The following is a 13,077-nucleotide window of genomic DNA, read 5'->3' on the forward strand; positions in this document are numbered from 1 at the left end:
GATGGCGAACGAAAAGGCACATTCCCGTTGCTTTGGATGGGGCCCTCTGCCGTCGTTTGCCTGCCATGAAACCCGGTTCGATCGTGCGAAGTTCGTTTACGCCATGTGCGGCATCGTAGCTTTCGTTTCGCGTGACCGGCCGATTGAAAGCGACGCGCTGGCTCGGGCGGCGGCGGCGATGGAGCATCGCGGGCCCGATCTCCGGCGGACCTGGCGGGCGGACGACGGTCTCGCCGGACTGGCGCACGCGCGGCTGAGTATCATCGATCTGGTGACGGGCGACCAGCCGATCGCGAACGAGGACGGCTCGTGCCGGATCGTGGCGAACGGCGAGTTCTACGATTTCGAGCGCTTGCAGCGCGAACTCGCCGGTCGTGGCCATCGACTGGCGACGCACTCGGACAGCGAGGTGGCGTTGCACCTTTACGAAGAGAGCGGACCGGACTGCTTGCGCGACCTACGGGGCGAATTTGCGTTTGCGATCTGGGACGAACGCCGTGGCCGGCTGTTTGCGGCGCGCGATCGTTTCGGGATCAAGCCGCTGTTTTATTCGTTCGTCGACGGGACGCTGCTGATCGCGTCGGAGGTGAAGGCGCTGGCGGCGGCGGGCCTGAAACTGACCTGGGACGAGGCGGCGCTGGGCGAAAGCCTGTTCGCGAACGCGGCGTCGGACCGCACGATCTACGCCGGCGTGCGGCAGCTTCCGCCGGGATGTTTTTTGCTCGCGAGCGCCGACGGGCTGCGGGTGCAGAAGTATTGGGATTTGGACTACCCACGGTTGGACGGAACGGTGGAAATGCGGTCCGATGCGGAGTGGATCGAAGGCACGCGCGAGCGGCTGGTGGACGCGGTGCGGCTGCGGCTGCGGGCCGATGTGCCCGTTGGCTGCCTGTTGAGCGGCGGACTCGATTCGTCGGCGGCGCTGGGGATCGCGCGGAGCCTGACGCCAGGGACGCTGAAAGCGTTTACGATCTCGTTCGACGAAGCCGCTTACGACGAGGCGGCGAAGGCGCGCGAGACGGCGGCGTTCACGAACGCGGAGTTTCATCCGATTCGGGTGACGAACGACGATTTCGCGGCGGTGTTTTCCGACGCGGTCTGGCACTCGGAAGGGTTTCACTACAACGCGCACGGCGCGGCGCGCTTCATCCTCAGCCGCGAAGTGCAGCGGGCGGGAATCAAGGTGGTGCTCGCGGGCGAAGGCGCGGACGAGTTGTCGGCGGGTTATCGTTTTTGCGAGCGCACGCTGGGCCTGGACGGACCCGTGCCGCCGGCGGCCTGGCCGGAGGCGTTGCTCGCGCTTTTTCGAGCGCAGAATCCCGGGGACGCGGAGATCGCGGCGGGATTGCCGGCATTGATGGAGCGCTCGAAGGCGCTGGGGTTTCCGGAGTCCACGTTCGGACACTCCACCGGCAAGATCGCGGCGGCGCACGGTCTGTTGAACCCGGCGTTTGCGGAAAAATGGTGCCGGCCCGACGCGTATTTCCGGTTCTTCAGCAACTACGACGTGCCGGGGCAGATCGACGGTCGTGAGCCGATCAAGCAGGCGCTTTATCTGTGGATGAAGTCGGGCTTCGCGAACTACGTGCTCGGCGGCGAGCGGCTCGACATGGCGCATGCGGTGGAGCAGCGGCTGCCGTTTCTCGATCATGTGGTGTTCGAATGGCTGCGCCCGGCGCCGGGCTCGCTGCTCTGGCGCGACGGCCGCGAGAAATGGATTTTGCGGGAGGCGCTGCGGCCGTTCGTCACCGAGGCGGTGTATTCAGGAAAAAAGCACCCGTTCACGGCGCCGCGGTCGACGTTGCGCGACGGCAGCGCGATGCTGGCGCTGGCGCAGGATTTGTTGCGGAGCGAGACGGCGGCGGCGGTGCCGTTCTTGAATCAGGCCGGCATCGTGCAGCTGCTCGATCGATTGAAGACGCTGCCGGAGAAGGATCGCGCGGCGCTTGACGCGACGGTGATGCTGCTGCTGTCGATCGTGGTGCTGCACGATCGCTACCGGATGTAGCGCGGGTTTTCCCGCGCGGCGCACTCAAATCGCCTGGCGCGCTGGAGCGGCGGGCACGCCGGCTTGTTCGACGGCGGAAAAAACCGTTTCGAGCGACGAGTAGTCGGCGATCACGTGCGTGGTGCCGAGTGCGCGCAGACGATGGGCGTGCGCGCCGTGGCCGACGCCGATCAACGGCCAGCCGAGGTCGCGACAGGCGCGGACATCCCAGGCGCCGTCGCCGACGTAGACGATGCGCTCGAACGATTCGCACGCGTAGGTCTCGGCGGCGCGGCGGAGCGCGGTGGTCATGATCTCGGTGCGTGCGTGGGCGCAGTCGCAGAAGGCGGCGGGCAGGTCGGCGAAGGGGATGCGGGCGGAGGTGAGCTTGTGGCGCGCCGTGGCTTCCCAATCGCCGGACGCGATGGCGACGGCGTAGCCGGCGGCTTGCAGCGCGCGAACGCAGTCGGCGGCGCCCGGAATCTCCTGGGTTCGCCGGCCCTTGCGCGCGTGGATCTCATCCATCAACGCAATCATCCGGCGCTGGACCGCGGCGGATTCGGCGGGCGTGGGCGGATGGCCGCGGGTGACGCGAACGATTTCCTGCAGGCAGAACGACGAGCTCGTGTGGGTGTAGGATTCCCAATCGGTGACGACGTTCTCGAGTCCGAGCGCCTGCTGGATTGCGAGCACGTAGCAGTTTTCCTCGAGCGAGAAGCCGTCGGTCAGCGTCCCGTCCATGTCGAACATCACGAGTTTCATGCCGGAGCCGTCGTTGTGAGCGACGAACGGCGCGGAGGCACGCGCGAAAACGTGCGGACGGTTCAACAGCCGAGTTTCGTATAGTCGAGAATGCTGTGGCTAATGAAGCCCTGCGCGAGCGCGGTGCGATCGGTCAACGGTCCCGGCGGCGAAAGGTCCTCGCCGTGCCGGAACACGAGACGGTGCGTGCCATCGTCGGCGGCCGGACTGAACAAGCCGGGAACGACAACCTGCGCGGGCACGGTGCGGCGCACTGGCGAATCTGCCTGGCAAGGCAGCGGAAAATTCACGTTGTGCACGAGGAAACGGCGCGGCGGGGTCGAGCCGATCAGCTCGGGCGCGAGGCGCGCGGCATGTTGCGCGGAGGCGCGGAGCGTGGCGTGCAGCGTCGCATCGGGCACGCCGCCGCTGGCCTTGAGTTCGTCGTAAAGCTGCGGCGTGAGATCCTGCGAAAACGCGATCGACGGGAGTCCGTGCAGCGCGCCTTCGAACGCGCCGGCGACGGTGCCGCTGGCAATGATGAAGGCGACGGACGCGTTGAGTCCGACGTTGATGCCGCTGATCACGCCGTCGACGGGGCGGTCGAGCAGGTGACCGAGGGCGATGTTGACGCAATCGCTCGGCGTGCCGTCGACGACCCACGTGTCGCAAGCGAAGCCATTGTCGCTGGTGCACGCGTGCACCGGGCGGTTGCGGGATTTGGCGGCGCCGATCCAGCTCTGTTCGCGTTTCGGTGCGACGACCGCGACGTCGTGGCCGGCGTCGCGGAGCGCCTGCACGAGTTCCTTGAGGAAGTAGCTTTGGATGCCGTCGTCGTTGGTGAGGAGAAAACGCATGAAAAAGAGGCTCACGAAATCACGAAACCGCGAGGAAGGGAAAGCGCGTTTTGGCGGGGCGATGCGCGATGCGCGACGACGCGGGGAGTTAAGCGAAATAAAAAAGCCGGAGCGCGTGAGCGGCTCCGGCTGGAGGGGAAGTTGAACAGGCGCGTGAGGAGAGCGGAGCGGAAGCGGACGCCTCGGAGAGGCGTCCCTACCTTACGGTCTCGACGTTGGCGGCCCTACTTTATTCCGCGGGGGCCGGCTGGGCGGCTTCCTGCGGCTGCTGGCCTTCGAGCTCCTTCATCGCGGCCTTGCGGCTGAGGCGAACCTTGCCGCTGCGCTCGTCGATGCCGATGCACTTCACGGTGATCGAATCGCCCAGCTTCACGACGTCCTCGGTGCGACGGACGCGGAAATCGGCGAGCTCGCTGATGTGGCACAGGCCCTCGTTGCCGGGGGTGCACTCGACGAAGCAGCCGAATTCCTTCACGCCGGTGACGCGGCCGGTGTAGATCTTGCCGACCTCGATCTTGGCGCCGCCGCCCTTACCACCACCGCCGCCGCACAGGGAATCGATTTCCTGGATGGCGCGGTTCATGGCGTCGGCGTTGTTGGAGTAGATGAAGACCTTGCCGGAATCGTCTTCGGCGATGTCGATCTGCGCGCCGGTCGTTTCCGTGATGCGGCGGATGGTCTTGCCACCGGGCCCGATGAGGAGACCGATCTTTTCCGGATCGATCTGGATCGTCTGGATGCGTGGGGCGTAGGTGCTGAGGTCGGCGCGCGGCGCGGGGAGCGAGCCGAGCATGACCTTGAGGATTTCGATGCGGGCGTCGCGGGCCTGGAAGATCGCGGTCTTGGCGATCTCGAAGGGCAGGCCGTTGATCTTGAGATCGAGCTGGAAGCCGGTGATGCCCTTGGTGGTGCCGGCGAGCTTGAAGTCCATGTCGCCGAAGTGGTCTTCCTCACCGAGGATGTCGGTGATGGTGGTCCATTTCGCGATCGAACCGTCGGCGGCGGTTTCGGTCATGAGACCACAGGAAATACCGGCGACGGGCGCGGTGATCGGCACGCCGGCGTCCATCAGCGACAAGCAGCCGCCGCAGATCGAAGCCATCGACGTCGAGCCGTTGGAGCCCATGATGTCGGAGACGACGCGGATCGAGTAAGGGAAAACATCTTCTGGCGGGAGCACGGGAACGAGCGAGCGTTCGGCGAGCGCGCCGTGGCCGATTTCGCGGCGGCCGGGACCGGTGAAGCGGCCCGTTTCGCCAACGGAGAACGGCGGGAAGTTGTAGTGCAGGATGAAGCTCTTCGACTTGGCGCCGCCGGTGAGGGCGTCGAGGTCCTGGGCCTCCTTGGTGGGCCCGAGGGTCGTCGTGGCGATGTTCTGGGTGTCGCCGCGTTGGAACATGGCGGAACCGTGCACGCGCGGGAGGACGCCGACCTGAGCCTGCAGCGGGCGGAGCGATTTGGCATCGCGACCGTCGGCGCGCACGCCGCGGGAAAGAACCGTCTGGCGGTAGGCCTTGTATTGGAGGTCTTCGAACACGACGTTGAGATCGACGTCGGTGAACTTGTCGGCGCCGAGTTCGGCGGTGAGGGCGGCCTTGGCTTCCTCCTTGAGGACTTTGACAGCGGCGGAACGGGCGGCCTTTTCCTTGCCGAAGATGGCGTCGGCGAGACGTTCGGCGGGGACGACGCGCTCGATGATGGCGCGGGCCTCAGGCGTGGCGCCGACGAGGGCGAAGGTGGCCTTCGGTTTGCCGCACTGGGCGACGAGTTCCTTGATGGCGCGGATGATCGGCTGGATCGCTTGGTGGCCGAACTCGAGGGCCTCGATGAAACGCTCTTCCGAGATCTGGTCGGCGGAGCCTTCGATCATCAGCATGTCCTTCTCGTTGCCGACGTAGATCAGGTCGAGCGTGGAGGAAAACATCTGCTCGATGGTGGGATTCGCGACGAACTGGCCGTCGATTTCGGCAACGCGGACGGCGGCGATCGGTCCATTCCACGGAATGTCGGAGATGGCGAGCGCGGCGCTGGCGCCGTTGACCATCGGGATGTCGGACTCGTTGAGCTGGTCGGCGGAGAGCAGCTGGCCGATGATCTGGACTTCGTTGAGGAACCCTTCGGGGAAGAGCGGACGGCAGGGGCGGTCGCACAGGCGCGAGGTGAGGATTTCCTTCTCGGAGGGACGGCCTTCGCGTTTGAAATAACCACCGGGGAAACGGCCGGCGGCGGAGTATTTCTCGCGGTAATCGACGGTGAGCGGGAAGAAGTCCTGACCGGGGCGCATGTTTTGCGCGACGCAGGCGGTGACGAAGACATTGGTCTCGCCGACCTGGACATTGACGGCGCCGTTGGCGAGGAGGGCGATGGAGCCGGTGGAGAACGTGATCCCGAGTTCGGGGACCGTGACGGAGTATTTCTGATTCATTCGGACTTTCGGACTAGTTTCGGACTATTACGTTTTTCGTATTCGGATACGGACAAGTCGCGCTCCAACCGGTGGAGCAGGACTGCGGGGGAGCGCCGGCGGGAAAGCCGGCGTCAGGCGCGGGCTAGCCGCGCCGGGATTTGGGTTTCACGAACCCACTCTCAGTCTCCTCGCTCGACGCGAGAGATTTCCGTTTGGCGCCTGGTGCGGAGCGGAGCGCGCCCTGCAACAAACGGAAATGTCCCGGTCGGAATCGAGTGTCGTTAAGACAACGGGCGACCCGCGGATCGGGTCGCCCGTGTGACGAAAAAGGGTTACTTGCGGAGGTTCAGCTTCTGCAGAAGCTCGGAATACTTCGGCAGATCGTGCCTCTTGACGTAGTCGAGAAGCTTGCGACGGCGGCTGGCCATCTGCAGCAGACCACGGCGGGAGTGGAAGTCCTTGCGATGCGTGCGGAGGTGCTCGGTCAAGTGATTGATGCGGGCGGTCAGCAACGCGATCTGAACTTCGGACGAGCCGGTGTCCTTATCGTGAGTCTTATACTGAGCGATGATATCGGGTTTAACGACGGAGGTAGACATGGTTTATTGGTTGAACTTCACGACTGTAGGGGATCTTTGCAGACCCCGTGCCACCCGCCTCGCCCTGATCGAAATCGGAGTGAAGCCGGCGTCACCGTTCCAACCCCGAGGAGTTCGGGGCCAATCATGGTGGAGGCCCGCAACCGGCGAACTTCCACTGACGCAAGGGCAGAGGTTCGGAAATGCGGAAGAGTGGAGCAAGAGCAAATTTGGCGATGCCGAATTTGCTCTCGGTTTCGGGGTTCTGAGTTTTGCGTTCCGGGTTCCGGGTTGCCGGCCGGCGGATTGGCGTTGGGAAACTTGGAACTCCGAACACTGAACTCGGAACATTGCATTAGGAACCCAAAACCGCGGCGCGCGGGCGCGCCGCTAGCCGGCACGCAAGTTGAGGGATTTTATGTTGTCGCAACCGGGTAGCTGTTTGATACGTGCGACGATCTCCTCGCGATGGTGGAAGAGTTCGTTGCGCACAACCGAGTGGCTGACCAGCACGAGGAGCCGGTTGCGCTCGATGCTCACTGCGTGGGAATACGTGGCGTTGGCGGCGCCGACGAGCTGCGGCCAGTGATCGCGAATCGTTTGCTCCGGCGATTCGCGTCCGATCTGATGCTTGATCATCAGCTGCTCGAGCACCGCGGCGAGCGGCTGCGTCGGGCGCTTGACGGAGCGACGCGGATCTTCCGGTGCAACGCCGCGCAGATCGCCGACGAGATCCTCGGCGAGCTTGCTGAGCGGTTGGGGGGCGTCGGCCATGAAAACGAAACGAGATGAAGATTGTCCGCGGGTCAGGCGGTGACCGTCTGGCTGTCGTAGAGGTGCTTGTAGAGCGGGCTGTGGGCGTAAACTTCGGCGTGGCTGCCGGTGGCGATGAGTTCGCCACGATCGAAAACAAGAATCATGGAGGCGTCGCGGATGGTGCTGAAACGGTGGGCGATGATCAGGACCGTTTTTCCGCGCACCAGTTTCTTCAACGCCTCCTGAATCAGCTGTTCGCTTTGCGAGTCGAGCGCGGAGGTGGCTTCGTCGAGGATCAGAATCGGAGCGTTGCGAAGAAAAGCCCGCGCGAGCGCGAGGCGCTGTTTTTGTCCGCCGGAAAGCAGCGCGCCGCGTTCACCCACGACGGTGTTGTAGCCGTCGGGCAGACCTCGGATAAATTCGTCGGCGTGCGCATCGACCGCGGCGGCGACGACCTCATCTCGCGTGGCGTTTTCCCGACCGAGCAGGAGATTGTTGTAAACGGTGTCGTTGAATAGCACCGGATCCTGCGAAACGACCGCGATGTTGCGCCGCAGGTCGGCGACGCGGAGCGAGCGAACGTCGTGACCGTCGATCGTGACGCGGCCGGAGCCGACTTCGTAGAAGCGCGGGACGAGGTTCGCGAAGGTGGTCTTGCCGGCGCCGCTCGGGCCGACGAGCGCGCAGACGGTGCCGGCGGGAATCATGATCGACGCATCGCGCAGGACCGGCTCACCGCCGTCGTAAGCGAAGGTGACACGGTCGAACGCGATGTCGCCGCGGACGCGCGAGATGGGCACCGGCGAAACGGGATCGGCGATCGCGACGGGGGCGTTGAGCACGGGCTCGAGACGATCCAGCGCCGCCGCCCCGCGCTTCAGGTCGGAGTTGAGATAGCCGAGTTTTTTGACCGGTTCGTAGCACAGATACAGCGCGGTCAACACGCCCATCAGATCGGACAGGGTGACGCCGCTGCGATACGCGAAGACCAGCGTGAACGCGATGCCGAGCGCGGAGATCACCTCGATGATGGGATTCAGCGCCTGCGCGTATTTCACGATCTTCAACTGTGCCGTGAGCAGCGCATGGGTGGTCGCGCGGAAACGCTCGGTGGTGCGATTCTCGAGATTGAAGGCGCGCACTTCGCGGGCCGCAGCGAGGTTTTCGGTCACCTGCGACGACAGCGATCCGATCTGCGCCTGGGCCTGGTGCGCGCGACGGAGGATCTTCTTGCCAACGTAGCGAACGGGAAAAATGCACAGCGGCACGATCGCGAGACACACGATCGCGAGCCCGATGCCGTGCGTGGACGCTGCCATCCAGGCGACGTAGGCGATCGCGCCGATGAGCGTCAGCGGATGCTTGATGCCCTCGTTCGCCAGCGCGGTGATGACGCTTTGCACCTGCTGCGCATCGCTGATCGCGCGCGACGTGAAATCGCCGGCGGGATGCTTCTGCAAATACGCGAGCGGCAGAACCTGCAACTTGCGAAAATAATCGAGACGCAACGACTCCAGCACGCGCGTGCCGATCAGTTGAAACAGATACGAGCTGCCATAACCGGCGAGGCCGCGGACGAGAAACACCGCCGGGATCAGCAACGCGAGGCTGACAATGCTTCCCAGCGGCAGCGTGCGCTCGGCGGTTTCGAAGATCGGCCCGAAAACCTTCGGGATGAGATATGGCAGGCCGAAGCCGCTCGCGGCCGAGTAAACGCAGAGGCAGAGCAACGCAGCCACCAGGTGCAGCCGGAGCGGACGCAGGTAGCGAAAATACGGACGGAAGCGGCGCATGAAAACGGGGCGATGAAATGAGAGCGCGGGCGGGGCTGCCAACTCAAAGTGACGGCGAAAAGCTTACGCTTTCCGCTCCGGGTCGTGGCAGGCGTCAGTCCTTTGAGGCGCGCACGTCGAGGGCGTCGCGCAGGCCGTCACCGAGGAAGTTGAGCGAGAAAAGCGTCAGCGAAAAAATCGCGCCGGGAAACACCAGCAGCCACGGGAATTCCTCCATCTTCTCAGCGCCGTCCTTGATCAGCACGCCCCATGAGCTCATCGGCGGCTGCACGCCAAGTCCGAGAAAGCTGAGAAACGCCTCGAGCAGCATCACCGCGGGAATCGTGAGCGTCGTGTAGACAATGATCGGCCCGAGGATGTTGGGGATCATGTGGCGGAAGATGATCCGCCGCTTGCCGAAACCGAGCGAGCGCGCGGCCTCGATGTATTCCATCTTTTTGATCGAGAGGATCTGGCCGCGCACGATGCGCGCCATCGTCAGCCACTCCACGGCGCCGATCGCGAGAAACAGCAGCACGATGTTCCGGCCGAAAAACACCATCAGCAGGATAACGAAAATCGTGAACGGCAACGCGTAGAGGATGTCGACCAGCCGCATCATCACCGCGTCGGTCTTGCCGCCGACGTAGCCGGCGATCGCGCCGTAGGTCACGCCGATCGTGAGCGCGACAAACGTCGCCACCAGGCCCACCAGCAGCGACACGCGACCACCGTAAAGACAGCGCGAAAAAAGATCGCGGCCGAGCGTGTCGGTGCCGAGCCAGTGCGCGGCCGACGGCGGCGTCGCACCGAGGTCGAGGTTCTGCTCCTGATACGATTGCGCGAACCACGGGCCGGCGACGCAAAGCAGTGTCAGGAAAATCAGGATACCGCCGCCGAAGACCGCGAGGCGGTTTTTCCGCAGGCGGTGCCAGGCGTCCGACCACAGTGACGTGCCGCGCTCGAGTTGATCGGGCGTCGGGTCGGCGGAGGGAAGATTCCGGGGCGAGAGCGAGACCATCAGCGCGGTTTCCTCATTCGAATTTCAACTTCGGGTTGAGCCAGACCTGCACGACATCGACGACAAGATTCAGGAGGATCACGAGCGTCGCGTAGAGGATCACCGTGCCGAGCACGAGGGTGTAGTCGCGGTTGAACGCGCTGTTCACGAACTCGCGGCCGAGTCCGGGAATCTGGAAGATCGTCTCGATCACAAACGAGCCGGTCAAAATCCCCGCGACCGCCGGCCCCAGAAACGACACGACCGGCACGAGGCCGCCGCGGAGGGCATGTTTGAAGATCACGCGCAGTTCGCTCGCGCCCTTCGCGCGCGCGGTGCGGATGAAGTCCTGGTTCAGCACGTCGAGCATGCCGCCGCGGGTGAGTCGCGCGATGTAAGCGGAATAAAAGAATCCGAGCACGAGCGCGGGCAGGATGCGATCGATGGGCTCATACCAGCCGGAGGCGTTGACCCAGCGGAGCTGGATCGCGAACAGCAGCACGAGCAGCGGGCCGAGCACAAACGTCGGCACGCAGATGCCGATCATCGCGGTCGACGACGCCAGGTAGTCGAGCCACGTGTTGCGCTTGACGGCGGCGAGCACGCCGAGCGGCAAGCCGACGACGAGCGCCACCAGCAGCGACCAGCCGCCGAGCTCGAGCGAGGTCGGGAGTTTGTCGGCGATGATTTCGTTGACGGTGCGGTTCGGATATTTGAACGACGGCCCGAGATCGCCGTGCAACAGGCTGCCGAGGTAGTCGAAATATTGCTGGTGCAACGGCTTGTTGAGGCCGTAGTGCGCCTCGAGATTTCGCATCACCTCCGGCGTCACGGCCTTTTCCGCGGTGAACGGCCCGCCCGGCACGAACCGGATCATGAAGAACGTCGCCGTCACGATCACGAAGAGGACCGGAATGGTCTCGAGCAGACGACGGACGATGAAACGCAGCATGAGAGCGGGCGGAGGGCGAAGTTCGGTGTGAGACGAGCGAGTGCCGCTCAGCCGACAACAGCCGTTCGGCTGTGGCAAGCAGGGAGCCGCACGTTCGAACTCGCCGGGCGCCGTCCGCTCAGGAGTCAGGCGCGGGCGATTTCAAGCCGAGCCGTTCGAAGCGGCGGCTGAGGACGCGGTAAAGTTCCGCGCGCTTTGCGGCGGGAAGTGCGGCGGCGATTTCTTGCGTCGACCGTCGGAGTTCCTGCGCGGCTTCCGCGCCCGCGCGAGCGCGAATGGTTTTCAAGTTGGCGGCGGATTCGTCGAGAATGGATTGAACGCGCGCCGCTTCTTCCGCGGTGAGGTGTAACTCTTCCGTGAGGTCGGCGCCGATCCGGGCGGCGGCACGATCCGCGAGACCCGGCGCATCGACCGGAGCGTGCAAGGCGCGGCGCAACACGCGCGTGCCCCACCACATCGTCGTCGACGCGCCGAGGGCGATGCCGAGGACCAGAATCGCGGCGGCGAGAATCCATGCTTTCCAGCGGTTGCCGTTCATCGCAGGCCTCCGGTCGTGCCGAGAAACAACTGCGCCCATGCCAGATCGCCGGCGCAATCCCGCACCTGCCAGAGGCTGAGCGCCGCCAGCGCTGCACTCGCGAGCAGGCAACTGGCCACTGCGCGGCGAAACGCGAACGCGGCGACGAAGGTGGCGATCCAGCCGAGCGATGCGGCACGCTCGGACGTCTCGGCGCGGATCGCGCGCGACAAGGCGGCGCGATCGATGGCCGGCGGCGCGTCGAGTCGCGCTTGGCGGACGAGGTTTTCCCAAGCGGCATCGGACTGGGAGCGGGGCGGTTTCATGAGGGTTCGGAGAGATGAAGCAGTTTGCGAAGCTGACGACGGGCGCGCCAGGCGCGCAGCTTGGTCGCGGTGAGCGTCCAGCCGAATTGTGTCGCGATTTGCGCGAGACCCCAGCCCTCGAGGTATTGGAGCGTCAGGAGCGCGCGGTCGTCCGGCGCGAGTTGCGCGAGCATGGTTTTCACCTCGTTGGCGGCCGCGCGCGCCGCGGGATCTGCCGCCGGGTCGATCGCGTCCGGCACGGGCCGTTCTTCGTTCTCACGCGCGGGCTCGGCCTGCCAACGGCGACGCACCGATTGCCGGCGAAAGTAATCGCGGCCGACATTGGTCGCGATCCGCAGCAGCCAGTGGGCGAACGGCTGCTGGGCTCTCCAGTTCGGCAAACCACGGACCATGCGGAGAAACGTGTCCTGCACGAGGTCGTCGAGATCGGCGCGCGAACGGGCGAAACGCCAGAGCAGCCGGCCGATCGCCGCGTGATGACGCTCAACGAGCAGTTCCATCGCCGCGCGATCACCCGTGGCTGCGCGTCGGGCGAGCGCGTCGTCGTCGCCGCGGCTGGTGGCCGCGCGATCCGATGCCGTGACATCGTTGGGATCATGGAGGAATTCTGGTTTCAAGCGCGACCGGGCCAACGACGCCGGCGAAGGGCGATCGGTATCAGGCTTTTCGCGGCGAGTGACGGTCGGAGCATGGTTTATCGTTTCAACGCACGACCGCGCGGGGCGTTTCCGAAAAAGTTTCGGAAATACGGAAACCGACCGGCGACTGGCTCGTTGAAGGACGAACCACTCCGAAAAATCATGAAACTCTCTCGTATCCTCGCATCGGTTACAATTGCGCTGGTGAGCTCGGTCGCGGCGCTCGCCGCTGATCCCTCCGGCACCTGGAAGTTCAAAGCCGAAGGCCCGAATGGCCGGTCGGTCGATTCGACACTCACACTGAAGTGGGACAATCAACAGCTGACCGGCACGATCGAGAACCGCGCGGGCAAGGCGGAGATTCGCAACGCGAAGTTCGTCAACGACCAGGTGTCATTCACCGTCACGCGCAAGATCCGTCGCCGCAGCTTCACGACGAATTACGCCGGGAAACTGGAAGGCGACGCGATCAAGGGCACGATCGAGGCGACGAATCGGAAGAAGGAGAAGGTTTCGCTGCCGTGGGAAGCGCAGCGGGCCAAATGA

General features: G+C 64.7%; 13 protein-coding genes. 2 read left to right on the top strand and 11 right to left on the bottom strand.

Annotated features, from left to right (window positions below):
• Window positions 1-103: 103 nt before the first annotated feature.
• Complete coding sequence (gene asnB, locus AC6RV7_RS12440) at window positions 104-2,008, top strand: asparagine synthase (glutamine-hydrolyzing) (protein WP_500094320.1); 1,905 nt, start codon at window positions 104-106, stop codon at window positions 2,006-2,008.
• Between the two features lie 24 nt (window positions 2,009-2,032).
• Here asnB and AC6RV7_RS12445 read toward each other — a convergent pair whose 3' ends face one another.
• The 11 genes from AC6RV7_RS12445 to AC6RV7_RS12495 all read right to left on the bottom strand — a co-directional run bounded on the left by AC6RV7_RS12445 (window position 2,033) and on the right by AC6RV7_RS12495 (window position 12,510).
• On the bottom strand, window positions 2,033-2,815 hold the full coding sequence (locus tag AC6RV7_RS12445; RefSeq protein ID WP_500094321.1) for an HAD family hydrolase: 783 nt from the start codon (window positions 2,813-2,815) through the stop codon (window positions 2,033-2,035).
• On the bottom strand, window positions 2,812-3,585 hold the full coding sequence (gene surE, locus AC6RV7_RS12450; RefSeq protein ID WP_500094322.1) for a 5'/3'-nucleotidase SurE: 774 nt from the start codon (window positions 3,583-3,585) through the stop codon (window positions 2,812-2,814). Before surE ends, AC6RV7_RS12445 begins: the two co-directional genes overlap by 4 nt.
• Before the next feature lie 229 nt (window positions 3,586-3,814).
• On the bottom strand, window positions 3,815-6,010 hold the full coding sequence (gene pnp / locus AC6RV7_RS12455) for a polyribonucleotide nucleotidyltransferase (RefSeq protein ID WP_500094323.1): 2,196 nt from the start codon (window positions 6,008-6,010) through the stop codon (window positions 3,815-3,817).
• Window positions 6,011-6,324: 314 nt separating this feature from the next.
• Window positions 6,325-6,591, bottom strand: coding sequence for a 30S ribosomal protein S15 (gene rpsO, locus AC6RV7_RS12460; protein ID WP_500094324.1), 267 nt, complete (start codon window positions 6,589-6,591; stop codon window positions 6,325-6,327).
• A gap of 369 nt (window positions 6,592-6,960) precedes the next feature.
• Window positions 6,961-7,344: a DciA family protein gene (locus AC6RV7_RS12465; RefSeq protein WP_500094325.1), complete on the bottom strand. Its 384-nt coding sequence runs from the start codon at window positions 7,342-7,344 to the stop codon at window positions 6,961-6,963.
• 32 nt (window positions 7,345-7,376) lie between these two features.
• The gene (locus AC6RV7_RS12470; protein ID WP_500094326.1) at window positions 7,377-9,119 is read right to left on the bottom strand and encodes an ABC transporter ATP-binding protein; all 1,743 of its coding nucleotides are present in this window, start codon (window positions 9,117-9,119) and stop codon (window positions 7,377-7,379) included.
• 94 nt (window positions 9,120-9,213) lie between these two features.
• On the bottom strand, window positions 9,214-10,119 hold the full coding sequence (locus AC6RV7_RS12475; RefSeq protein ID WP_500094327.1) for an ABC transporter permease: 906 nt from the start codon (window positions 10,117-10,119) through the stop codon (window positions 9,214-9,216).
• A 13-nt stretch (window positions 10,120-10,132) separates the two neighbouring features.
• Window positions 10,133-11,050, bottom strand: a complete 918-nt coding sequence (locus tag AC6RV7_RS12480; protein ID WP_500094328.1) for an ABC transporter permease — start codon at window positions 11,048-11,050, stop codon at window positions 10,133-10,135.
• 118 nt (window positions 11,051-11,168) lie between these two features.
• The gene (locus AC6RV7_RS12485) at window positions 11,169-11,588 is read right to left on the bottom strand and encodes a hypothetical protein (RefSeq protein ID WP_500094329.1); all 420 of its coding nucleotides are present in this window, start codon (window positions 11,586-11,588) and stop codon (window positions 11,169-11,171) included.
• Window positions 11,585-11,893 carry a hypothetical protein gene (locus tag AC6RV7_RS12490; RefSeq protein ID WP_500094330.1) on the bottom strand — a complete coding sequence of 103 codons (309 nt, stop codon included), beginning with the start codon at window positions 11,891-11,893 and terminating at the stop codon, window positions 11,585-11,587. Before AC6RV7_RS12490 ends, AC6RV7_RS12485 begins: the two co-directional genes overlap by 4 nt.
• Window positions 11,890-12,510 (bottom strand): RNA polymerase sigma factor, encoded by a 621-nt coding sequence (locus AC6RV7_RS12495; RefSeq protein ID WP_500094331.1) that lies wholly within the window; start codon window positions 12,508-12,510, stop codon window positions 11,890-11,892. The genes AC6RV7_RS12490 and AC6RV7_RS12495 overlap by 4 nt, the downstream gene beginning before the upstream one ends.
• Before the next feature lie 183 nt (window positions 12,511-12,693).
• Between AC6RV7_RS12495 and AC6RV7_RS12500 the strand changes: the two genes are divergently transcribed.
• Window positions 12,694-13,077, top strand: coding sequence for a hypothetical protein (locus AC6RV7_RS12500; protein WP_500094332.1), 384 nt, complete (start codon window positions 12,694-12,696; stop codon window positions 13,075-13,077).

The organism is Opitutus sp. sgz309028 (assembly GCF_059821195.1).